This is a genomic window from Kineosporia mesophila (assembly GCF_021129235.1).
GTDB classification, from domain to species: Bacteria; Actinomycetota; Actinomycetes; order Actinomycetales; family Kineosporiaceae; genus Kineosporia; species Kineosporia mesophila.
Genome location: NZ_JAJOMA010000008.1, coordinates 105,103 through 125,386, shown reverse-complemented (window position 1 = coordinate 125,386; position 20,284 = coordinate 105,103). Strand labels below are relative to the sequence as shown.

Here is a 20,284-nt window from a genome sequence, read left to right as displayed (position 1 = left end):
CTGATCAGAGGCCTCCTGGACACCACTCGCCCCCGGCGGGGAACCTGCTGCCATGAGCTACGACCTCTACTTCTGGCACACCGCACCGGGCGACCCCGAAGAGGTGGCCGACGACCCGGGGATCATCGCCCCGCACCCGGCCGTGCCGGCCTTCCGCCAGGAGATCATCGGGCTGCACCCGGACCTGGCCGACGTCAGCGAACCGGAAGAGGGCTCCCCCGACACTTCGAAGTACCTCGCCCTGACCCTCCCGTTCGGCTGGATGGATGAGGTGCTGCCCGACGTCTACCGCGCGGCGCGGCGCCACGGCCTGTCCGGGTGGGATCCGCAGATGGAGGAGCCGCCCTCGATCGAGCACCTCGCACCAGAGGAGGAAGACCCGTCCTGACCTGGCACTGTTAGTAGTACCTAAGCCGAAGATTCCAGAAAAACGCCTCTGACCTGCAGCGATGAACATAGGTTAGGCTCACCTACTTCTTTTGACAGAATCAAAAGAAGGGTTCAGGGTGGTACTCGCACCCCGAGAGAAGGAGCCCCACCATGACGACCATCACGTCGCAGAACACCGGCACGAACGGCTTCCACGCCTCCGCGATCCTCGGCGCGAACCTGCAGCGAGTCCTGGTCGACCTGGTGGCCCTGCACCTCTACGGCAAGCAGGCCCACTGGAACATCGTGGGCAAGAACTTCCGCGACCTGCACCTGCAGCTCGACGAGATCGTCGACCTGGGCCGTGAGCACAGCGACACGATCGCCGAGCGCATGCGCGCCCTCGACGTGATCCCGGACGCCGGTCCCAGGGCCGTCGGCACCCAGACCAGCCTCACCGACTTCGGCTCCGACGAGGTCGACACCGCCGAGGCCGTCGACAAGATCACCGTGATGCTGCGCGAGGCCGCCGCCACCGTGCGCGCCGTGCACGACGACGTCGACCGCGAGGACCCGACCACCGCCGACCTGCTGCACAGCATCATCCACGACCTGGAGAAGCAGGCCTGGATGATCTCCTCGGAGAACCGCGCGCCGCGTAAGGGCTGATCTCACAAGCCCCCTGGTGGACGTCTCCCCGCCTTCCGGCGGCCGGCTCCCCTGGGGTTCTCACCGGGTCACGAAGGGCCGCGCCAGCGCGGCGAACTCCCCGTGACCCGCAGCACCGAGGTGCCGCAGCTTGTGCCTGACCAGCATCAGGCCGAGAGCGGCACCGGATTCCAGGTCTCGCGCGGCGGGACTGCCGGCTACCAGCATGGCCAGCAGTCCCGCCGCGAGGACATCGCCGGCACCGGTCGAATCGACGATTTCGCCCGGTGCCAAGGTCTTTTGCGGCACCCTCCGCTCGCCGTCGGCCCCGTGCAGGGCGATCCCGGCCGGCGACTTCACCACCACGACCGCCCGCCCCGCGCGAAGGTGACCCCGCACGCCCGCCGCGAGCGGCTCGTCCTCAATTCCGAGATGCCCCGCCAGCAGGCACAACTCAGCCTCGTTCACGAACAGTAGATCGGTCAGCCCGATGATGCCCAGAATGTCGGGCGTGGGTTCGGCACACCACACGTGGCCCGGATCGAGGGCTATCACCACCTCCGGCCGCATCCGCCTCAGGGCCGCCAGCAGACGCAGCAGCACCCCGGGCGTCACCCGGTCGAGGAACGACGTCACGTGCACCACCCGGGCCCGGGCCAGGTAGGCCACCAGCTCGTCGAACCGCTCGTCGAGGTACGCGGCGGTCTCGACATTCGCGCCGATGTGCGTCAGCAGCGTGCGGTCACCTTCGTGGGTGAGGGCCAGGCACACACCCGGCAAACGGGACGACCGACCGACCGCGCTCACGTCCACCCCCACGGCCCGCAGCTCCTCGAGACCGGAAACCGCTTGTCCCACCGGAGTTCCCGCCACGCCCAGGTATCCGATCGACAGGCCCGCGCGAAGATGGGCCAGGGTGTACGCCACGTTGAACGACGACCCACCCGCGGAGACGGTGACGGTCGTGGGATCGAGCAGGTCGAGCACGTCGCGGACGGTACGGGCGTCCACCGCCGTCTCGGCGCCCCAGGCCACGCCGGACAGCGGCGGCGCCGGCGCGATGTAGTCCAGGTTCAGTGCCCCGACGGCCACCACATCGAACATCTCCATGCCGCGATCATGCAGGAGCCCGGCCGCACCGTGTACGACTGGGGTCGTACACGCGTCCTCCCCGATTCAGATCCAGGTCCGACGCCCCGGCCCCGGCCCCTTCAGCACGATGGATCCCATGAACACCGAGACCCGCGGCATCCGCCCCCGTGACATCGTCCTGGGGGTCCTGACCCTCGCCCTGCTGGCCGGCATCTACTTCGGTGGCACCGCGGTCTGGCAGAAGTACCGCGGGCCGAGCCAGGCCACCGCGGCCGACTGCCGCACCGCGCAGCAACTGGTCGACACCATGCAGCACCTGCCGAAGGGCAAGGCCGCACTGAAGGCCAGCTACACCCAGGAACGCAAGACCTGGAACACCATCAGCGACGGCTATCTCCAGGCCCCGATCTCCGGCTACATGAGCGCCGCCTACGCGGTGGCCGGGAACGACACCGAACAGCTCGCGATCTACAACGATCCGGCCGACCCGTGGGGCCAGGACGACTGGGACGATCTCATCGATACCGCCAATTCGCACTGCCACGACCGTGAACTGACCATCCCGCAGATCGACTTCTCGGCCGCGTCGTGAGGGCCATCCTGCAGGGCCTGGACCTGGTGAAGTCCTACGGCCACGGCGAGACCGCGGTGCGGGCGCTGAACGGGGTGTCGGTGATGTTCGGGGCCGGCGAGTTCACCGCGATCATGGGGCCTTCCGGCTCGGGCAAGTCAACGCTGATGCACTGCCTGGCCGGGCTCGACTCGGTCTCGGACGGGCGGGTGCTGGTCGGTGACACCGACATCACCCGGTTGTCCGACCGCGCCCTGACCCGCCTGCGCCGTGACCGCATCGGCTTCGTGTTCCAGTCGTTCAACCTGCTGCCCCAGCTGACAGCGACGAAGAACATCACGCTGCCGCTGCGGCTGGCCGGCCGCAGACCCGATCCCCAGTTGCTCGATCACCTGATCGGGACCCTGGGCCTCTCCGGGAGGCTGCAGCATCTGCCGTCCGAACTGTCCGGCGGCCAGCAGCAGCGGGTGGCCATCGCCCGGGCCCTGATCTCGCAGCCCCAGGTGGTTTTCGCCGACGAGCCGACCGGGAACCTGGATTCCCGTTCCAGTGCCGAGGTTCTCACCCTGCTGCGCGGCATCACCGCCGATCTGGGGCTGACCGTGGTGATGGTGACGCACGACCCCCGGGCCGCCGAACACGCCGACCGCGTGGTGGAACTGCGCGACGGGCAGGTGGCAGCGTGAACCTCACCGTGCTGGGCACCCAGCTGGAGGGTGTGCGACGCCGTCCCGGTCGCGGCCTGATGACCGGACTGTCCGTGCTGCTGGCCACTTTCGTCGTGTTCTCGACCGTGCTGGCCTACCGGGTGACCACGCAGACCTTCCTCGACTCGTTCAGCCCCACCTCGTCCGGCACCTCCCTGGTCGCCGAGAACGAAACCGGCTTCAGTGTCCGGGACCTGCGGAAGGTGCGGGCCACGGACGACGTGGTCGCCGCGAGCGCCCAGCTGTCGGCCTCGTTCGACGTGGCCGGGGCGGCCGGGCGAAGCCTGGAGGTGGACGCCGATCCCGGGTCCGGCCCGCTGGCCCTCTACCGGCTCACGCAGGGTGCGTATCCGCAGGGACCGCGGCAGATCGCGCTGAGCGAGGCCACGGCGCGGGCCTGGTCGATCGCGCCGGGCGCGCACCTGCGACTGATCCGTCTCGGTGGTGAGACGGGTACGGAGAAGTCGGTCGTGCGGGTCACGGTGACGGGTCTGGTCGATTCGGCTGTCACCGGTCTGGCCTACGCGCCGGATCTGGTGGTGGCGGAGCTCAGCGGGCAGGCGTTCACCCGGATCGACATAGCAGCGGCCGCGGGCAGCCCGCCCAGCCTCTCGGCCGTGCTGGGGCCGGCCCGGATCCGCACCGGTGACGAGGTGCGCAAGGCCGAGGCCCAGGACGCGGTGCGCCAGTTCGACGTGGTGTTCGCGGTGATCTCGGCGTTCGTGCTGATCGCCGTGATCGCGGCGATGCTCGTGGCCACCTCGACGTTCCGGATCGTGTTCGCGCAGCGCCTGAAGCAGCTCGCCCTGCTGCGCACGATCGGCGGGCAGCAGGGCCAGATCGGCCTGGCGCTGACCGTGGAGGGTGCGCTGACCGGCCTGGTGGCCGGGGTTCTCGGGGTGGCGGCCGCTGTCGGCGGGGTCCGGATCGCGGTGGCGGTGGCGGGTGCTTCGGGACGAGCACTGGCTCCTTCGGGGTTCCCGCTGACGGCCGCTGTCGTCACCGTGGTGGGCGCGGGCCTGCTCACCGTGGCGGCCGTGGTCGCCCCCGCCCTCTCGGCCTCGGACGTCTCTCCCCTGCAGGCGCTGCGCAGCGCCGACACCACCCCCGCCCGGCCCGGGATCGGGACCGTGCGGCTGGTGCTGGGCCTGGTGTTCGCGGCCGGCGCGGCCGGCCTGATCTGTCTGGTCGTCTCGGCCCTGCCCGTGGCCGGGCAGGAGTACACCGCGCTGGACGACAATCTGCTGCAGATCGTGGCCTCGGGCACCCTGGCGTTCCTCGCCATGATCGCGCTCGGCCCCCTGCTGGTGCGCGCCCTGCTGGGAGCTCTCGCCCCCGCGCTGAGGCTGCTGGGAACCACCGGGGAACTCGCGATCGAGGGTCTGCGCAGTGCCTCGCGGCGCGCGGCGGTGGTGACGATGGTGGTGGCGCTGGGCGTCACGCTGGTCACCGGCACGGTGGTGGCCGCGGCCTCGGCCCGGGCCGTGGTGAACAGTGGCCTGGCGATGGGTTCCCCGGCGGACTTCGTGGTCGACGGCCGGGTCCCCGCCGCGACGTTGCGGCAGCTGGCGGCCGAACCCGCCGTGAGCCTGGTCAGCCGTTACCGCATGTTCCCCGTCGACGACTACACCGCCACCGATCTCGACCTGGCCACCCTCCCGTCGATGAGGGCCGTGACCCCCGCGCACGGCACCCTCGAGCGTGATCTCGGGGGCCGGGCCGTGATCTCCGACCGGGTCTCCTACGAGCTCGGCGTCTCGGTCGGCGACCGGATCCGGCTCGGGAAGGGCACTTCCCTCATCGTCCAGGCCGTGCTGAGCGGGAACGGCCCCCTGGAGGCGGACCTGGTGGTGTCCGCGTCGGAGCTGACGGCCCTGGGAGCCCCGGACGCGCCGAGCGGTGTGCTGCTGGACGCCCCGGACACGGCCGAGCCCCGGATCCGGGCCGTGCTCGGCCCCGGCCTGAGTACCGGCCTGTCGTCGCTGGGCACCGTCGGCGACCCGATCCGCTCGGCGATGGCCAAGCTGTTCGCGGCGGCGCTGGGGCTGGTCGGGCTGACCGTGCTGATCGCGCTGGTCGGGGTCGGCACCACGATGTCGCTGACCGTCATGGAACGCACCCGCGAGTTCGGGATGCTGCGGGCGCTGGGCCTGACCCGGCCCGGACTGCGCGCCCTGATCGGCACCGAGTCGTGCCTGTACGGCGTACTCGGCACCGTGCTGGGGCTGGCGCTCGGCATCCCCTACGCGTGGCTGTCGGTGCTGGCCCTCAACCTGAACGCCCCTCTGGAACTGCCGGTGGCGCAGCTGCTCGCCGTGGCCCTGCTCCTGGCTCTGGTGACGCCGCTGGCCGGTCTGCTGCCGACGCGCCGGGCGGCCCGGGTGAGCCCCGTCGCCGCCCTGGGCACGGGAGGCTGAGGCGTGCCCGGCACCGTGAGGGAGAACATCCGGCGCCACCGGACCGAGCTCGGGCACTGGCCCGGCACGGTGGCCGACCTGATCATCGCGATGGTCGTGGTGACGGTGGCGGTCAACGATCGCAACGACTGGCCGCTCGACGTGCCGATCGGGCTGGCTCTGGCCGTGGCCCTGACCGGGCGACGGTACCGGCCGGTCGAGGTGTTCGCGGTGGTCAGCGGGCTCGGGGCCGTCGAGCTGCTGTTCGCCCCCGAGATGCCGCGGACCCACGACGTGGCGGTGCCCGTGGCCATGGTGGCTGTGGTCTATCACGCGCCCCGTCTGTGGCACGCCTACGCCGCCGGGCTCGTCGGGCTCCTGGGTCTGGCGGCCCTGGCGGTGAAGTCGGCCGGACCCGGGGCGCCCACCTGGCCCGACGCGGCCTCGCTCGTGGCCGGCTGTGCGGTGTTCGGCCTGTTCGCGGCGCTCTGGCTGACCGCCTACGTCCTGCGTACCCGCCGCCTGCTGCTGGAGTCGCTGCGCGAGCGGGCCCTGACCGCCGAGCGCGAGAGCGAGCACCTGAACCAGCTCGCCCTGGCCGACGAGCGGGCCGCCATCGCCCGGGAACTGCACGACGTGGTGGCGCACAGCCTGGCCGTGATGATCGTGCAGGCCGACGGGGCCGGGTACGCGGTGCACAAGAGCCCGGACAAGGCCCAGGCCTCGCTGCGCACCATCGCCGCCGTCGGCCGGGAGGCGCTCGAGGACATGCACCGCATCGTCGACGTGCTGCGGGGTACCGGGACGGAGCAGGACGCCGAGGACCGACGGCGGGTGAGCCTGGAACGGCTCGAACCGCTCGCCGACCAGGCCCGTCAGGCGGGCCTGGAGGTCGACCTGACCACCACGTCCCCCCTGACCGAACTGACCGGCGCCGAGCAGCTCACGATCGTGCGGATCGTGCAGGAGGGACTCACCAACGTGCTGCGGCACGCCGGGCCGGGGACGCGGGTGCGGGTGTCGGTGACCTTCGGCGACGACGGCGCGGTGGTCGAGATGATCGACAACGGGGGACGCACTCCCGCACCCCGGGTGGGTACGGACCGGGTGGGGGCGGGGCTGGCGGGCATGCGCGAGCGGGTCACCTCGCACGGCGGTAGTTTCGAGGCCGGGCCCCATCTCGGGGTGGGCTGGAGGGTGAAGGCCCGGATTCCGTTGAAGGGTGCGCGACCATGACGATCAGGGTGGCGGTGGTGGACGACCAGCCGCTGATCCGCGCGGGTTTCGTGATGCTGCTGGAGGCGCAGCCCGATCTCGAGGTGGTCGGTGAGGCGTCCGACGGCGCGGCCGCGCTGCGCCTGCTGAAGAGCGTGCGGGCCGACGTGGTGGTCATGGACATCCGGATGCCCGTGATGGACGGCGTCGAGGCCACCCACGCGCTCTGCGCCGACCCCGACGGGCCGAAGGTCCTGGTGCTGACCACCTTCGACACCGATGAGGACGCGTTCGCCGCCCTCCAGGCCGGGGCCAGCGGATTCCTGATCAAAACCGTTCCCCCGGAAGAGCTCCTCAGCGCCATCCGGGTGGTCTCGGCGGGTGAGTCGGTGGTGGCCCCGCGGGTGACCCGGGTGCTGCTCGACCGCTTCGCCGGCCGCCTCGACCCCACCCACGACGCCGTGGACCCCCAGGGCCGCCTCGACGTGCTCACCGACCGCGAGCGCGAGGTGCTGCGCCTGGTCGGGCTGGGCCTGTCGAACACCGAGATCGCCCGGGAACTCCACGTGGCCGAGGCGACGGTGAAGACCCACTTCGGCCGCATCCTGATGAAGCTTGAACTGCGCGACCGGGTGCACGCGGTGGTACTGACCTACGAGATCGGCCTGGTCAAACCCGGCGAGCGAACCCCCTGAGCCCCGCAGCCCTGCCCTGGCCCCCGCCCTGGCCCGTGCCTGGCCCCGCCCAACCGTTCGTGATCATGCAAAACCTCCCCGGAGTTCTAGAACTGTGTATTGAGAGCTCTGGACAGCCGGGGAGGTTCTGCCTGATCACGGAGGGGTTGTCAGTTCATCAGGCCCTCATCCTGGCCGGAGTTTCCGTCTTTCCGCTCCGCCTCCGGGTCGTTCGAGATCGAGCCGCCCGTCAGTTGCTCGTCGGACTTCTGCGACGGGTATCCGGCGAAACCCTCACGCGGGTCCGGGGCGTTCTGCGGGTCGCCGCCGCGCCGGACGTCGCCGTGGGCCGACGCGGTCTGGTCCTGCTCGCCCGCGTTCACGCCCTGCCCCTCGACGAGGTTCGAGGGAGTTCCGGCGGCCTGGTTCACTGGGTCGGTCATGGTCCGACCCTGACACCGGCCGGGGACTCCCGCACCCCGACACCGGGTTCGGGGACCTCTCGCTGCATCCTCCATCGACTACCTCCGGGTACCCCAGGAGAGTGGATCGGTGGACACGACCACGGCAACGCCGGCAGACCCAGCAATGTATGAAAATACCGATCTCTCAGTGCTTCCCGAGCTTCGGGAAGCCTGGTGGGAGACCGGTACCCGGCGCCGGGCCGAGGTGGCGGTCTCCGGCATCTTCGCCGAGCTGCCCCGTCTCGCCGCGCACGCCGTGGTGGTGGCCTGGCGTGCCGACCGCGTCCGCACCCTGCTGGTCGCCCTGGCCACGCTCGGGGCCGGCACGATGTCGACGTTCGGGCTGCTCTCCACCCAGCGCGTGCTGGTGGAGCTGTTCGGCGCCGGGCCGACCCCCGACCGGGTGCGCGCCGCGGTGCCCGCCCTGATCGTGCTCGGCGGTATCGCGGTGGTCCGGGGCACCCTGGCCATCACGGTCGGCTATGCGATGACCGGTCTGGAGCCCCTGGTGAAACAGGCCTCGGAGCGCCGCTTCTTCGAGGCGACCACCGGGGTGCGGCTGGAGGCCTTCGACGCCGACACCTTCGCCGACGACATGGAGCGCGCCAAACAGGCCGGTGAGTCCATGTCCGAGCTGGTCGAGGGCACGGCCGACGGGCTGGCCAGCCTGGTCAACGTGATCGCCGTCGCGGTGGCCCTGCTCTTCATCAACCCGCTGCTGCTCGTGGCCCTGCTGGTGGCCTCGGCCCCCAAGACCTACGCCGCCATGCGGGCGGGGCACCTGCGGTACGCCACCTACGTGGCCAGTTCCGTGCGGCGCCGCCGGATGTACGTGCTGGAGCGGCAGATGGCCGACCGGGAGTCCGCCCCCGAACTGCGCACCTATGACCTGCGCGGCTTCCTGCTGCACCAGTACGACATGGTGATGCGGGCCCAGTCCGCGGTGGAGCTGGGGCTGGCCCGCCGCATCGCCGTCACCAGCGCGGTCGGGGCCGTCGTCGGGGGCGTCGGTCTGGCCCTGGTCTGGGTGCTGCTCGGCTGGCTGCTGGCCACCGACCGGATTCCGCTGTCGGCCGCCGTGACCTGTGTGCTGGCCGTGCAGGCGGCCCAGCTCGGCCTGGCCCACCTCACTTTTCAGCTGGACTACGTCTACACCAGCGGGCAGTACGTGCAGGAGTACCTCACCTTCCTGGAACGCGCCGACGCCTACCTGCCGGAGCAGACCGGGCCCGAGCGTCCGCCGGCCGGCCCGTTGCAGCACCTGGAGATCCGGGCCGTGCACCTCCAGTACCCCGAGCGCCCCGCCCCGGCCGTGGACAATGTCTCCTTCACCATCACGGCCGGGCAGACGATCGCCCTGGTCGGCGAGAACGGCTCGGGCAAGTCCACCCTGGCGGCCATGGTCGCGGGGTTGCGCCGCCCCACCTCGGGCACCTTCCTCTGGAACGGAAAACCTTACGACGCCTGGGATCCGGCCTCGCTACGCGGGCGGGTCGGCGTGGTGCTGCAGGATCATCACAAGTGGCCGTACTCCGCCGCGGCCAACATCGCGATGGGCAACCTCTCCGCCGACACCGACCAGGCACGGATCGAGCTGGCGGCCGGGCGCGCGCTGGCCCACGAGATGATCCTCGACCTGCCGCACGGCTACCGCACCCTGCTCGACCGTACCTTCAAGGAGGGGCAGGACCTTTCGGGCGGGCAGTGGCAGCGCATCACGGCCGCCCGGGGCTTCTACCGCGACGCGGACCTGCTGATCATGGACGAGCCGTCGTCCGCGCTCGACCCGCGGGCGGAAGACGCGCTGTTCCAGGACCTGCGCGCGCGGCAGGGGGTGCGCACGACGATCCTCATCACCCATCGCCTGGCCAACGTGATGCACGCGGACGTGATCTACGTGATGCACGAGGGCGTGGTGACCGAGACCGGCACGCACACCCAGCTGATCGAGCTCGGCGGGCGCTACGCGGAGCTGTTCCGGCTCCAGGCCGCCGGTTACGGGAAATGATCAGGGCTGGTGCCCGGCGTACTCCGACTCGGGGATCAGCTCCCGGGCAAAGGGTGCGCGCAGGGTGGGCACCAGGTGCCGGTAGTTCCACGCCAGGGCCGCGAGCGCGACCACCGCGTAGACGATGCTGAGCACGATCCGCCCGTGGGTACCGGTCACCGGGAACTGCACCAGGAAGAGCCCGAGCAGGATCCAGGCCGACCATCGGTGGAAGTGCAGTCCGAGAATCAGCGCGATGCCGAGCATGGTCTGCGTGGCGGTCAGCAGCACCTCTTCCACCTGCCGGCCGTCCAGCGGCAGCGCCGGGGAGCCGCCGCCCGCCCAGTAGGCCATCGGCAGCGAGCCCACCAGCAGCGTCCACTGATTGACCTTCGCCGAGATCAGGGTGCCGATCGCGGCGGTGGCGTTGCCACGGGCCGCGAACATGATGGCGATGATGAACTCGGGGGCCTCCGAGGCGAGCGGGGCCACCCACTGCACCAGCAGAAACTCGTCCACCCCGAGGTCTTTCCCGCCCTCGACCAGGCTGTGGGCGAACGGCTCGGCGGCGATCAGCACCACGGCGGCAGCGAACACGAAGAGCCCGATCAGGGTGCGCCGACGCGCGGTCTGCGGCAGCGTGCCGATCGCGGCGGACGCCCCGCGCAGCTTCGGTTCCTCGACGGCGCCGCGGCTGAGCCGGTAGGCGTAGTAGCCGAACCAGAAGAACAGCACGCCGCCCATCCAGACGTGGATCTGCCCGGTGATCGGCATGACGAAGGCGAAGATCCCGGCCAGTAGCAGGAATCCGATCTCCAGCCGGTTACCCGCGTCCAGCGGCAGCACGTGCCCACGTCGCTGGTGCACGCGCTTGAGCCCCCAGAGCCCGACCAGCACCACCACCGGCCAGCCCAGGCCGAGCAGCAGCCGGTTGGAGCCGGTCATGTTCGCGGCGGCGTACTGCACGTATCCCGGATCGCTGCCGGCCGTGTACGCGTAGTACAGGTCGACGGCGTACTCGGGCAGCACCGCGATCAGCGCCAGGATCGCGATCGCCAGGCCGCCGGAGATGTCGACCTGGGCCGCCTCCGCCGCCCAGGCCAGCACGAACGAGGCCGCGAAGACCGCTCCGCCGTAGACGATCATCGCGACCACCGGCTCGGCCTCGAGTCCGGACAGGCGCATCACCACGGCCGGGGCGGCCAGCAGCACGCACAGGCCGATCGAGCGGATCAGGACGCGGGTGCGGTCGCGGGGCGAGAGTTCGACGGCGGACGTGGTCGTCACGACGGCACGGCTCCCTGGGTCGGTGTCCGGACGGGTCACGGGCTGCTCGACGCGTACAGCTGGCGCGCGTCCGTTCAGCGCCCATCCTCATACCTGGTCCGGTTCCGCGCCCGTCCGGACGGCCCGCCTCAGCCCTTGACGGTGTACCGGTACAGGTCACGCAGCAACGCGACCTCGGACAGGTGATGGATCAGCTCCCGCTGGATGTTCAGCACCAGCTCGGCCATCGAGTCAGCCGGGTACGGCTCGGCCTCCCCCACCGGCATCAGCAGACCCTTCGTGCCGAGTCCTCGCAGGCCTTCCGACCAGACGTCGAGCTGTTCCTGGAGCTGGGTCCGGGCGGTCACCGCATCACCGGCGTAGTCCCAGGTGAAGTAGTCGGCGGCGGGCGCCCCGAAGTGCGCGGCGTTACGGGTCGCCAGCACGCCGACGATGACGTGACACAGTCGCCAGGCAATGGTGGTGAAGGGAGCCGGATCCGGCTCGGGGTAAGCGAAATCGATCGTGAAGTCACCAGAGCCCCCCTGGATCGGGGCGGGCGAGGTGCCGCGGGGCCGAATGTTCCAGGCGTCCGGCACCGGCGACCAGAAGTACTCGTCGTCGGTCAGGCCCTCCAGCCGGGGCCGTAGCTGCTGATTCCAGTGAAACTCCCACTGCTCGCGCAGAAGGTGGTTCCAGTCCGGGTTCTCTGTGTCCATGCGGCCAGCGTGGCACCGATACCGGAAGCCCTGCTTCCGCTTTCACCGCAGAGCGGGATGACGTCGGCGAACCCGAAGGGCGAGGGGCCCGCGTCCACCATCGACACACGAAATCCGGCCCGGCCCCCGCGACGGGACCGGACCGGATTCTCTCGAAAGCTGCCGACAGGCAGCGAAGACCGCCTACTTGTAGGTGATGTCCGAGGAGGTGTACTTGCAGTAGGTGCCGTCGGCGCCGGAACCGGTCTTGGTCGGCTCCTTGCCACTGCTGTTACCCGTGTAGCGGTCACAGATCGAGATCTTCTTGTTGGCGTCGTACAGACGCACCCACTTGAAGGTCGCCGTGTCCTTGTAGTTCGTGTTGATGCCGGCGAGCGACTTGCCCGGCTCCACGATCATGACGTTGTAGAACGCCACCGAGCGCTGGTACTGCGTCGAGCAGTTACCGCACGAGCGGTACAGCTTGCCGAAGTCCTGGGCCACGAAGTTCTGGATGATCATCTTGCCCGGGCCGTTGTGCTGGAAGACCTTGTCACTGGCCTTCTTCGCGCCACCACCGTCGATCGTCATGACCTGGCCGGCGATCTTGCCCTTCTGGGTGGCGGCGTCCTCGCCCACGTCCTCCCACCAGACGTTCTGGATGGTGCAGGTGCCCAGGCAGTGGATGCCGTCGCCCGCCTTCGCGCCGATGATCACGTTCTTGATGGTGCCACCGTTGGCCACCGTGAACAGCGGGTCCTGGTCCTCGTCCTGCGTACCGCCCCAGCCCTGGAAGCGCTTCATGCCACCGTCGTAGGTGCCGGAGATCGCCTTGGTCGCGGTGAGGTTGGTGGTACCCGTCGGCGTCGGCCAGGTCTTGCTCAGCGTGCTCGGGCCGGTCGGCGTCGAAACCGCAGCGGCGCTAACGGAACTCGTCGAGGACGAGCTGCTGTTGGCAGCCGACGCGACGGTGCCCGCGGCCGCGGCCAGGGCGATACCGGCAACCAGACCGGTCCAGAGACGGCGCTTGCCGCTGAACATGCGCGACATGCGGCCACGGGTGAGACCGTTACCGGTCTTCCCGTGATTCGTGCGATGCGACTGCATAGCTCCCTTTCCTGGGCAGAGGGGTGATGCATCCGAGGCACCAAAGGAGTGTCCGCGCGGGGCCGGTGAGTCATCAGGTCTGCCCTGAACAGGCCTGAATCGTGTTCCTGAGAACCTGCCCTGAACAGGTCCTGGGAACCGCCGTACTCACCGGCGCCCCGCGCTTCTGACGTCCCCTTAGTCAGTCGGCGGGGCCGAAAGGTTGCCCCTCCCCCGGAATTTTTTTCGGCCCGGCCCCGAACACGCCCCTGACCTGCAACAACGAGAATTGAGGACGAGGTGGCACGGCACGTGGATCATGGAGACAAACGGGGTGTCCGCTTCGGGGCGATTGGCTACGGGCCCGGGGCGCGGTCCACTGAGAGTGCGGCCAGAATCGCCGTGGTGCGACTCCCCACCTATGGAGTTCGCCGCGGCTGGAAGGCATCGGGGCCGGCAGACATCCCTCTGTCGCGGTCGCGGTGCAGGTGCGCGCCCGGTTCGGGCCCCCGTGGGGGTGGCCCCCTCGGGGACCGGGCGCGCACCACCTCGCCTCAAATCCTGCCTAAATCCCCCTGTTGACAGCCCTGTTCATGACGGCCGAGCCGAAAGCCCAACCGGCGCCGAAGAGCACCCCGGCCGCAAAGGTGACGGCGGCCTTCGAGCTCCAGCCGGCCAGTACCCGCGGGGTGACGCCCGGTCGCGACCGCGCCTCGGCCGCCGCGGTGTGCGGGGCGTGCGGAGTATGTGGGCGGTCGGGCACGACCGTGAGCAGAGGCTGGCGCGCCGACGTCCCGGGCGAGGACTGCGCCGGGATCCGCGCGCCGGGCACCGGCACCCGGCGCACCTGCCCGGCCGCCTTCAGCACCGTGCTCAGCGGAGGACTCTTGCTCTCCCAGACCAGCACCTCCAGCCTCCCGAACTGAGCGAGCCGGGCGAAGCGCCCGTCGGACGACGCGACCACGAACCGTCTGCACCCCTTCCCCGCCCAGGCCTCGGCGACCTGGAGCAGCGCGATGTCGGCGGCGTCGCGCTCGTCACCCACCAGATGCAGATCGACGCCGAGTCTGATCAGCTCGGCCCGCCGGTCCAGCTCGATGCGCGACCCCGCACAGGCCGCCACCACTCTCTCCACCGGCTGCGCGGCCGCCATCAGGGCCGGCACCTTCGTGCGCACGGTCTGCAGTTTCGGCTGGACCCCCAGACAGCTCTCCAGGTCGAGCAACAACACAGCCCCGTCGTACCCCGTTGATTTCCCCACGAACTGACGATGCCAGACCAAACCCCTCCAGCAGAAAGTCCAGCCCCCACCTCCCCCACCGGCCCCAAAGACCCCCACAAACCTTCCGTGATCATGCAAAACCTCCCCGGAGTTCTAGAACTCTCGCGGCCACAGTTCTAGAACTCCGGGGAGGTTTTGCATGATCACGAACAAAGGGGGGCCTTCCCCCGGTGTTCCGGAGCTCTCATCCCCTGGAGCGCCGGGGAAGGTTTGCATGATCACGGACGAGGGGTGGGGGTCTTGGCGTGCCGATGTTTGCTGCTTACGTGATGCTGAGCCGGTGCTTACCCGGTGGTCACGAGTTCGATCCGCGGTGACCCGGGCGGTGGCGGGGACGCGCGTGCTCCTGACCGGCACCGACACCGCCCTGCTGTCGTCGGGGGCCGCGCTGTACGGGGCGCTGGCCGCGGTGCCCACCCTGCTCGTCGCCATCGCCTCGGCCGGGCTGCTGTTCGGCCGCGACCTGATCGCCGAGCACGCTGCCGACCTGGCCTCGGCGATCCCTGCCCAGCAGGGCGCCGACCGCTGGGTGGTGGCGCTGTTCGACGCCGGGCTGTCGTTGTCGGTGCCGTCCGTGCTGCTCGCCGTGTTCATGGCCTCGGCGTACGGGCGGGGGCTGGGAAAGGCGCTGGCCCGGCTGATGCCGGCCGAGCACCGCTCCGCTCCCCCACCCTCGATCCGGGCCCGCATCCTCACGCTGCCGCTGCTCGGCCTGGCCCCGCTCATGCTGCTGGCCCTGCTGGTGGTCACCCCGACCGTGGAGAACCTGGAGACCGAGAACGGCCTGGCCGGGGTCGCCGTGGCCTCCTACCTCGGGCTGAACCTGGTCTGGGTGATCCTCTGGGCACCGCTGGCCTGGATGTTCCGGGTGGTGGCCCCGGGACGGCCGAGCTGGAGGGCCGCCTGGATCTCGGCCGTGGTGACCGCGGCCTTCATCTCCGGCTTCCTCCAGGGCTTCACCCTGTTCCTGGCCCTGCCCGTCGATCTCGGCCGGCCCTTCGGCGGCCTGACCATCGTCGGCGTCACGACCGGGCTGCTGCTCTGGCTCTGGGTGCTGCACGCCGTGGTCTGCGTGGGCTACGCCCTGACCTGGTCGATTCACGCGATGCTGACCGAATCTTCCTGAGCCGGCCCCACTGCCCCCGAGAACCGGCACCCGGCGCCGGTCGAGGACTGTTCCGCCGGGCTGGTGTGAACCACCGGGCACGCCTCCTCCACCCGGCCGCAACAACCCCGACACCCCTGCCGTGATCATGCAGAACCTCCCCGGAGTTCTAGAACTGTGAGCGCAAGAGTTCTAGAACTCCGGGGAGGTTTTGCATGATCACGAAGGAGGGGGTGTTAGGGCGCCGTGCCCCCGGTCGACCGTTACGCAATCCACCGCCTTCATCACGGAAGGTGATTCTGGGAAAGCACTTTGGGGCACCCGGCGAGCTGCCCCCATGCCCTAGGCTCGTGCTGCGATGACAGCCCTGAGAGCCGCGACCCGGACCCTGGCGACCTGGTGGAAGGCGGTTCGCGGGGCGAGCGCCGGCCGGGTCGTGTACGAGTGCGTCCTGATGCTGTTCTGCAGCGCCGCCAACTTCAGCGCCGTCATCATCTGGAGCCCCGGCGGGACGCCGACCGGGGCCCAGTGGCTGGCCGCGATCGGTGCCGGGCTGGCCTGCCTGGTCCTGGTTCCGCTGCGCCTCATCCGTCCTGTCACCGCGCTGGTCCTGGGCTCCCTCGCGAGCATCCCGGCCGGCGGCACCACGTTGCTCATCACCGTGCTGAGCGCCTCCACCGGCTACCGGGCCAAGAAACCCCTGGCCGTCGTCGGGGGCTACCTGGTCACGCTGGCCTGCTGCCTGGCCGGGATCCTGGTCCAGCCCGGGGGTCAGGGGCTCGGCCGGGTCGGCGCGGTGCTCATCGCGGTCACCGCCTTCGCCTCGTTCGCCGTGCTGCCGGGGGCGATCGCCGCGATGATCGCCCAGCGCCGCCTGCTCGTCATGACCATGCACCAGCGCAACCTCGAACTGCACCAGGAAAGACTTCTCGTGGCCGGCCAGGCCCAGGCCCGCGAGCGCAACCGGATCGCCGCCGAGCTGCACGACTCCCTCGGCCACCGCCTCACCCTGATCTCCCTGTACGCAGGGGGCCTGGCCCAGAGCGAGCCACCCCCGCAAGCGAGCGGGCAGACGTCCTCAAGCACGAAAGCCGTTGGGCTCCTGCGCGACACCTCGGCCCAGGCGATGGGCGAACTGCGGCAGATTCTCAAGGTGCTGCACCAGGACGAGACGGTCACCGGCGGCGCCCGCACACTGGGTGAGGTCGAGCAGACGGTCACGGCCGCGCGGCAGACCGGTACCCCGATCGAGCTGGTGCGCGTGGGTGAGCCCCGCCCGCTGACGCTGCTGGCCGAGCACGCCGCGTTCCGGGTGGTGCAGGAAGGGCTCACGAATGCCCTGAAACACGCCGGTGGGGCGGCAGTTCGGGTCGAGGTGCGGTACGAGGACGACGCGCTGTTCGTCGAGGTCCGCAATCTCGACGGGCGGCCGCACTTCGGGCCGAGCAGCGGGCAGGGGCTGCTGGGGCTCGCCGAACGCGTCCGGCTGGCGGGTGGCGTGTTGTCCCATGGGCCTATGGACGCCGGTGGCTTCCGGCTGGGCGCGATGCTCCCCTACGGGGCCGATGTGCCGACGCCGGTGAGGGCGGCCGAGGCCGGTGACTTCCCGCAGGACATCAAGCGCAGCAGCCGGCGGCAGCGGATCGGCCTGGTCGCGGTGATCGCGGCCCTGGTGCTGTCGCTGGGCTCGTGCATCGGGGCGGTGGCGACGATTCCGGCGGCGATGCCGGTGGACGTCGGGGTGTACCGGTCGATCCGGGTGGGTGACGACCAGGATCGGTTGCGGCATCTGCTGACCGACGACCAGAAGGTGTCGGCGCGGGTCAACGAGAACGGGGAGCGCTGCGAGACCTACGCGGGCGACCTCTCCGAGCAGCCGGATTACGAGAACTATCAGATCAACTACGAATTCTGTTTCAAGGATGACATTCTCGTGAGCAAGCAGCGGGTACGCACGGAGGGAACCTGATGACGGACGCACCGGTACGGGTCTTGATCGCGGACGACGACGCCCTGGTGCGCGGCGGGATCCGGTTCGTGCTGTCGATGGTGGAGGGCATCGACGTCGCCTGGGAGGCCGGTGACGGCGCCGAGGCGGTCGAGAAGGCGCTCGAGCACCGGCCCGACGTGGTGCTCATGGACGTGCAGATGCCCGGCACCGACGGCCTGACCGCCCTGATCCGGCTGCGGGAGAGCTGGCCGGAGGCGGTGGTCATCATCCTCACCACGTTCGGCGAGAGCGACTACGTGACCCGGGCGCTGGCCGGTGGGGCGGCCGGGTTCCTGCTGAAGGACGCGGCGGCGGAAGACCTGGCCCGGGCCGTGCGGGCGGCGGCGAACGGGGACGCGTTCCTCTCCCCCGCGGTCACCCGTCAGCTGCTCGACGGCCTGAACGCCCCGGCGCCGGCGGCATCCCCGGCAGCCTCACCGGCTCCCGGCATCGAGCTGCCCGAGTTCGCCGAGAAGGGCCTGAAGGAGCTCAGCGCCCGCGAGCGCGAAGTGCTGGTGCTCGTGGCGCAGGGCCTCTCGAACGCCGCGATCAGCACACAGCTGTGGATCAGCGAGGCCACGGTGAAGACCCATGTGAGCCGGGTGCTGACCAAGCTGGGGTGTGAGAACCGGGTGCAGGCGGCCCTAATCGCACACCGGCTCGGTGTCGTCCGGAACTAGAGGGCTGCCGAGGACCTTCAGCAGCCGGGCACTGCGGTTGCCCTCCACCCGAACCAGGCGCTCCAGCACCTGACGGGTGTCCTGCGGCCAGTCGCCGAAGGTGGACGGCGGCGGCACGGCGTCGCGACCCAGGTCGGTGACGGCCATCGTGTCGCGCACACGTTCGTGGTCGAGCCCGGCGGCGAGCAGCGCCTGACCGCCGCCGTACCGGTGCTGCTCACCACCCACCAGGTGCGGGTAGGCCAGGGCCACCTGGTGAGTGGTGAGCAGGGCCAGCAGCACGTCGTCGGAGCTCATCCGGCGACCGTTCTCGCGGGCCAGCTCGTCGGCCTCCAGCCGGACCCAGAACACCGGCTCGGCAGCCAGGTTCCGGTCGGTCAGGTGCAGTGCGACCTTCCGCAGCCAGCCCGTCACGCCCCGGCCCTGCGGCTGGTAGCGGACCCGGCCGATCAGGGCGTCGCGGGTCCGGTGCAGCGAGGCGGGCAGTCGCTCGTGGCGGGCCGGCACCCGTCCTTCGCGCAGGACCTCGCGCAGTTCGGCGATATCGACGCCGCACTCGGCGAGGATGCCCGTGGCCCGGCACTGCGAGTCCCCGAGGATCGCCAGCAGCACGTCCACCGGGCCTCGATCGGCCCGGCCCGTCACCGAGGGGCTGTCCTGGGCCCGGTCGAGGGCGGCCGCCGCCGCGCTGGAGAACTGCGTCGGTTTCACCGTGACGGCCAGCATCCGCCCCCTGTCACCGGTCTCGTCCGACTCCAGCTGCACCCGGCCGCGCAGAATCGGAACGGTGACGTCGTAGGCGTCCAGCGCATCGCGCACCGGCGGCGTGTGCATCATGCCGCGCAGCAGGTGGTGGGTGCCGACCGTCTCGTCGGCGTGGATGAAGGCGCGGGTCCAGATCTGGTTGAACTCGTCGCTGCCGGGGAAGGGTGCGCGGGCTGTCGTCGTCATGTCCTGATCCTGCTGCGGCAGGCCCCGCGGACGCGTCGCCCATCCGTCTACACCGCCGTACGACGGAAGTCGTACCGGCGCGTCGGGGTGAAGACCGCCTCCCCGGCTGCCGATTGACCCGTTCGTGGACGTTCACCTGTACACCTGGGTCATCACGGCGGTCGTGCTGGTCGCCGTGCTGGGCCTCGACGTGTTCGTCATCGGGCGCAATGTGCACGAGCCGACGATGCGCGAGGCCGGTATCGCCGTCACGGTGTTCGTGGCGCTGGCGGTGGTCTTCGGCCTGGGGGTCTGGGCCACCAGCGGAAGCGGTTACGCGGGCGAGTTCTTCGCGGGCTGGCTGACCGAGTACAGCCTGTCGGTCGACAACCTGTTCATCTTCCTCATCATCATGGGGAAGCTGGGCGTGCCCCGCCATCTCCAGCAGTACGCCCTGACCATCGGCATCATCCTGGCCCTGGTGTTCCGGGCCGTCTTCATCGCCGTGGGCGCGGCCGCGATCAGCCGGTTCTCCTGGGTCTTCTTCATCTTCGGCGCGTTCCTCGTCTACACCGCGGCCCGGCTGGTGGCCGACTACCGCGACCACGGTGACGAGGAGGACGAGGTCACCGAGAACGCGCTCATGCGCTTCGTCAACCGGCGTTTCCCCTCCACCGACGACTTCGAGGGCCGGGCCCTGACCGTGGTGCGGGACGGACGACGGCTGATCACGCCCATGCTCTTCGTCATCATCGCCCTGGGCAGCACCGACCTGCTCTTCGCCCTCGACTCGATCCCCGCCATCTACGGCCTCACCCAGGAGCCGTACCTGGTCTTCACCGCCAACGTCTTCGCACTGATGGGTCTGCGCCAGCTCTACTTCCTCATCGGAGGCCTGCTGCAGAAGCTCATCTACCTGTCGCTGGGCCTGTCGTTCATCCTGGCCTTCATCGGCGTGAAGCTCGTGCTGCACGCCATGCACGAGTACCACTGGGCGGACTGGGCACCCTTCGGCGGCGAGATCCCGATCTGGCTGTCCCTGACGGTCATCATCGGGACGCTGGTCGTGACCACGGTGGCCAGCCTGGCCGCGTCCGCCCGCAAGCCCTAGCTCAGCCGCAAGC

19 protein-coding genes are annotated in these 20,284 nt (G+C 70.2%); 12 read left to right on the top strand and 7 right to left on the bottom strand.

Annotated elements, in window-relative coordinates:
* Positions 1–52 precede the first annotated feature (52 nt).
* Both LR393_RS13405 and LR393_RS13400 read left to right on the top strand, forming a co-directional pair.
* Positions 53–388, top strand: coding sequence for a hypothetical protein (locus tag LR393_RS13405; protein ID WP_231484203.1), 336 nt, complete (start codon positions 53–55; stop codon positions 386–388).
* A 152-nt stretch (positions 389–540) separates the two neighbouring features.
* Positions 541–1,038, top strand: a complete 498-nt coding sequence (locus LR393_RS13400; protein WP_231484202.1) for a Dps family protein — start codon at positions 541–543, stop codon at positions 1,036–1,038.
* A 60-nt stretch (positions 1,039–1,098) separates the two neighbouring features.
* On the opposite strand, the gene LR393_RS13395 is transcribed toward LR393_RS13400, so the two are convergent.
* Entirely contained in the window at positions 1,099–2,127 is a 1,029-nt protein-coding gene (locus LR393_RS13395) for a carbohydrate kinase family protein (RefSeq protein ID WP_231484201.1), read from the bottom strand.
* Between the two features lie 118 nt (positions 2,128–2,245).
* Between LR393_RS13395 and LR393_RS13390 the strand changes: the two genes are divergently transcribed.
* The 5 genes from LR393_RS13390 to LR393_RS13370 are packed head-to-tail and all read left to right on the top strand — an operon-like array spanning position 2,246 to position 7,693.
* Positions 2,246–2,701 (top strand): hypothetical protein, encoded by a 456-nt coding sequence (locus tag LR393_RS13390; RefSeq protein ID WP_231484200.1) that lies wholly within the window; start codon positions 2,246–2,248, stop codon positions 2,699–2,701.
* Positions 2,698–3,366, top strand: a complete 669-nt coding sequence (locus LR393_RS13385) for an ABC transporter ATP-binding protein (RefSeq protein WP_231484199.1) — start codon at positions 2,698–2,700, stop codon at positions 3,364–3,366. The genes LR393_RS13390 and LR393_RS13385 overlap by 4 nt, the downstream gene beginning before the upstream one ends.
* Positions 3,363–5,804: an FtsX-like permease family protein gene (locus tag LR393_RS36385; protein ID WP_231484198.1), complete on the top strand. Its 2,442-nt coding sequence runs from the start codon at positions 3,363–3,365 to the stop codon at positions 5,802–5,804. Before LR393_RS13385 ends, LR393_RS36385 begins: the two co-directional genes overlap by 4 nt.
* Positions 5,805–5,807: 3 nt before the next feature.
* Entirely contained in the window at positions 5,808–7,019 is a 1,212-nt protein-coding gene (locus LR393_RS13375) for a sensor histidine kinase (protein WP_231484197.1), read from the top strand.
* On the top strand, positions 7,016–7,693 hold the full coding sequence (locus LR393_RS13370) for a response regulator (RefSeq protein ID WP_231484196.1): 678 nt from the start codon (positions 7,016–7,018) through the stop codon (positions 7,691–7,693). The genes LR393_RS13375 and LR393_RS13370 overlap by 4 nt, the downstream gene beginning before the upstream one ends.
* A gap of 149 nt (positions 7,694–7,842) precedes the next feature.
* Here LR393_RS13370 and LR393_RS13365 read toward each other — a convergent pair whose 3' ends face one another.
* Positions 7,843–8,115, bottom strand: coding sequence for a hypothetical protein (locus LR393_RS13365; RefSeq protein ID WP_231484195.1), 273 nt, complete (start codon positions 8,113–8,115; stop codon positions 7,843–7,845).
* A gap of 145 nt (positions 8,116–8,260) precedes the next feature.
* Here LR393_RS13365 and LR393_RS36380 point away from each other — a divergent pair, with 145 nt between their 5' ends.
* Positions 8,261–10,144, top strand: a complete 1,884-nt coding sequence (locus LR393_RS36380) for an ABC transporter ATP-binding protein (protein WP_345718555.1) — start codon at positions 8,261–8,263, stop codon at positions 10,142–10,144.
* Here LR393_RS36380 and LR393_RS13355 read toward each other — a convergent pair whose 3' ends face one another.
* The 4 genes from LR393_RS13355 to LR393_RS13340 all read right to left on the bottom strand — a co-directional run bounded on the left by LR393_RS13355 (position 10,145) and on the right by LR393_RS13340 (position 14,434).
* Positions 10,145–11,410, bottom strand: a complete 1,266-nt coding sequence (locus LR393_RS13355) for a hypothetical protein (protein WP_231484193.1) — start codon at positions 11,408–11,410, stop codon at positions 10,145–10,147.
* 128 nt (positions 11,411–11,538) lie between these two features.
* A complete protein-coding gene (locus LR393_RS13350; RefSeq protein WP_231484192.1) occupies positions 11,539–12,108 on the bottom strand; it encodes a DinB family protein in 570 nt (189 codons plus the stop codon).
* A gap of 183 nt (positions 12,109–12,291) precedes the next feature.
* Positions 12,292–13,194 carry a pectate lyase gene (locus tag LR393_RS13345; RefSeq protein WP_269327160.1) on the bottom strand — a complete coding sequence of 301 codons (903 nt, stop codon included), beginning with the start codon at positions 13,192–13,194 and terminating at the stop codon, positions 12,292–12,294.
* A gap of 544 nt (positions 13,195–13,738) precedes the next feature.
* Complete coding sequence (locus LR393_RS13340; protein WP_231484191.1) at positions 13,739–14,434, bottom strand: hypothetical protein; 696 nt, start codon at positions 14,432–14,434, stop codon at positions 13,739–13,741.
* A gap of 346 nt (positions 14,435–14,780) precedes the next feature.
* Here LR393_RS13340 and LR393_RS13335 point away from each other — a divergent pair, with 346 nt between their 5' ends.
* The 3 genes from LR393_RS13335 (at position 14,781) to LR393_RS13325 (ending at position 18,230) form a co-directional block, all read left to right on the top strand.
* Positions 14,781–15,581, top strand: coding sequence for a YhjD/YihY/BrkB family envelope integrity protein (locus tag LR393_RS13335; RefSeq protein ID WP_231484190.1), 801 nt, complete (start codon positions 14,781–14,783; stop codon positions 15,579–15,581).
* Positions 15,582–15,918: 337 nt separating this feature from the next.
* Positions 15,919–17,529 carry a sensor histidine kinase gene (locus LR393_RS13330; RefSeq protein ID WP_231484189.1) on the top strand — a complete coding sequence of 537 codons (1,611 nt, stop codon included), beginning with the start codon at positions 15,919–15,921 and terminating at the stop codon, positions 17,527–17,529.
* A complete protein-coding gene (locus tag LR393_RS13325; protein WP_231484188.1) occupies positions 17,529–18,230 on the top strand; it encodes a response regulator in 702 nt (233 codons plus the stop codon). Before LR393_RS13330 ends, LR393_RS13325 begins: the two co-directional genes overlap by 1 nt.
* On the opposite strand, the gene LR393_RS13320 is transcribed toward LR393_RS13325, so the two are convergent.
* Positions 18,195–19,181, bottom strand: a complete 987-nt coding sequence (locus LR393_RS13320; protein ID WP_231484187.1) for a Clp protease N-terminal domain-containing protein — start codon at positions 19,179–19,181, stop codon at positions 18,195–18,197. The two genes, LR393_RS13325 and LR393_RS13320, sit on opposite strands and share 36 nt — an antisense overlap.
* 124 nt (positions 19,182–19,305) lie before the next feature.
* On the opposite strand from LR393_RS13320, the gene LR393_RS13315 reads away from it, so the two are divergent.
* Positions 19,306–20,271, top strand: coding sequence for a TerC family protein (locus LR393_RS13315; RefSeq protein WP_231484186.1), 966 nt, complete (start codon positions 19,306–19,308; stop codon positions 20,269–20,271).
* Positions 20,272–20,284: the final 13 nt, after the last annotated feature.

What these genes read in the sequence shown, in the direction of transcription:
- LR393_RS13405 (WP_231484203.1), top strand. Translation starts at nt 53, where the DNA reads ATGAGCTACGACCTCTACTTCTGGCACACCGCACCGGGCGACCCCGAA.
- LR393_RS13400 (WP_231484202.1), top strand. Translation starts at nt 541, where the DNA reads ATGACGACCATCACGTCGCAGAACACCGGCACGAACGGCTTCCACGCC.
- LR393_RS13395 (WP_231484201.1), bottom strand. Translation starts at nt 2,127, where the DNA reads ATGGAGATGTTCGATGTGGTGGCCGTCGGGGCACTGAACCTGGACTAC.
- LR393_RS13390 (WP_231484200.1), top strand. Translation starts at nt 2,246, where the DNA reads ATGAACACCGAGACCCGCGGCATCCGCCCCCGTGACATCGTCCTGGGG.
- LR393_RS13370 (WP_231484196.1), top strand. Translation starts at nt 7,016, where the DNA reads ATGACGATCAGGGTGGCGGTGGTGGACGACCAGCCGCTGATCCGCGCG.
- LR393_RS13365 (WP_231484195.1), bottom strand. Translation starts at nt 8,115, where the DNA reads ATGACCGACCCAGTGAACCAGGCCGCCGGAACTCCCTCGAACCTCGTC.
- LR393_RS36380 (WP_345718555.1), top strand. Translation starts at nt 8,261, where the DNA reads ATGTATGAAAATACCGATCTCTCAGTGCTTCCCGAGCTTCGGGAAGCC.
- LR393_RS13350 (WP_231484192.1), bottom strand. Translation starts at nt 12,108, where the DNA reads ATGGACACAGAGAACCCGGACTGGAACCACCTTCTGCGCGAGCAGTGG.
- LR393_RS13345 (WP_269327160.1), bottom strand. Translation starts at nt 13,194, where the DNA reads ATGCAGTCGCATCGCACGAATCACGGGAAGACCGGTAACGGTCTCACC.
- LR393_RS13330 (WP_231484189.1), top strand. Translation starts at nt 15,919, where the DNA reads ATGACAGCCCTGAGAGCCGCGACCCGGACCCTGGCGACCTGGTGGAAG.
- LR393_RS13325 (WP_231484188.1), top strand. Translation starts at nt 17,529, where the DNA reads ATGACGGACGCACCGGTACGGGTCTTGATCGCGGACGACGACGCCCTG.
- LR393_RS13320 (WP_231484187.1), bottom strand. Translation starts at nt 19,181, where the DNA reads ATGACGACGACAGCCCGCGCACCCTTCCCCGGCAGCGACGAGTTCAAC.